Genomic DNA, 1215 nt, shown 5'->3' with positions numbered 1-1215 from the left:
CCTTTGATGCGGAAGCAGGGGGGGTGATTTCCGCCGGCGGCGTGGGATTTGACATCTCCTGCGGCGTGAGAACCTTGCGAACCGGGCTAAAGCGCGAGGAAGTGGAGGAGATGGCAGAGCCCCTAGCCAATGCCCTGTACGCGAGCGTACCGGTAGGGCTCGGCAGCCGCAGCAAGATCTCCTTGAGCGACAAAGAGATGGAAGCTATGCTCGAAGGCGGAGCAGAATGGGCTGTTGCTCAGGGCTACGGCAAGAAAGAGGATCTGGAGCGCATCGAAGAACATGGCCGCATGCGCGGAGCAATGCCGAGCGAAGTCTCCGCCTACGCCCGTGAGCGCCAGCGGCGCGAGATGGGAACCCTCGGTTCGGGTAACCACTACCTCGAAGTCCAAGTTGTTGACGAGATCTACGATCCCGAGATTGCCAAAGGCTTTGGCCTTAAGTCGGGGGAAGTGGTGATTACTATCCACTGCGGCTCCCGTGGCTTGGGTCACCAGATCGGCACTGAGTACTTGAAGAAGATGCAACAGGCGGCTAAAGAACACGGCATAGAGCTACCTGATCGCGAGCTGGCCTGTGCGCCCTTGAAGTCCAAAGTGGGGCAAAGCTACCTGGGAGCAATGCGGGCGGCAACCAACTGCGCTTTGGCTAACCGCCAGATCATCACCTACTGGGTGCGCGAGGTGTTCGCTGAGCTTTTCCCCAAAGCTGAACTCGACCTTATTTACGACGTCTCCCACAACACCTGTAAGGAGGAAACCCACGAGATAGAGGGGAAAAAGCGCCGCCTGTTCGTTCACCGCAAAGGGGCAACGCGCGCTTTTGGGCCTGGCCACCCAGAGCTTCCTCAAGCTTTTCGCTCTATCGGTCAGCCCGTCATCATCGGTGGCTCCATGGGCACGGCTTCCTACATTCTGGTCGGCACCGCGCAAGGGGAGGCCCTTTCCCTCTCCTCAGCCTGCCACGGCGCTGGGAGGGCGATGAGTCGCAACCAGGCCCTCAAAGCCTGGACAGGGCAGGAGATTATCGAACAACTGAGACGGCGCGGCGTCATCGTGCGCAGTCCCTCTTTGCGGGGGGTAGCTGAAGAAGCGCCCCAGGCCTACAAAAACGTCGACAAAGTGGTGCGCGCTGCCGATCAAGCCAAGATTGCGAAACTTGTAGCGCGCTTAAAGCCAATTCTGTGTATCAAAGGCTAGCTATTTGCTGAAAGGG

Annotated in this window: 1 protein-coding gene; it reads left to right on the top strand. The window is 58.9% G+C overall.

Going from position 1 to position 1215, the window contains the following annotated elements:
* Positions 1–1199 (top strand): RtcB family protein (locus NW837_RS13745; RefSeq protein ID WP_414332171.1); only part of this gene is annotated, 1199 nt, incomplete at its 5' end.
* Positions 1200–1215 lie beyond the last annotated feature (16 nt).

It is taken from the genome of Synechococcus sp. R6-10, from assembly GCF_047461815.1.
In the GTDB taxonomy this organism is placed as follows: domain Bacteria; phylum Cyanobacteriota; class Cyanobacteriia; order Thermostichales; family Thermostichaceae; genus Thermostichus.
Note: the sequence above shows the minus strand (reverse complement) of the source record. Positions and strands in the feature narration are given on the sequence as shown.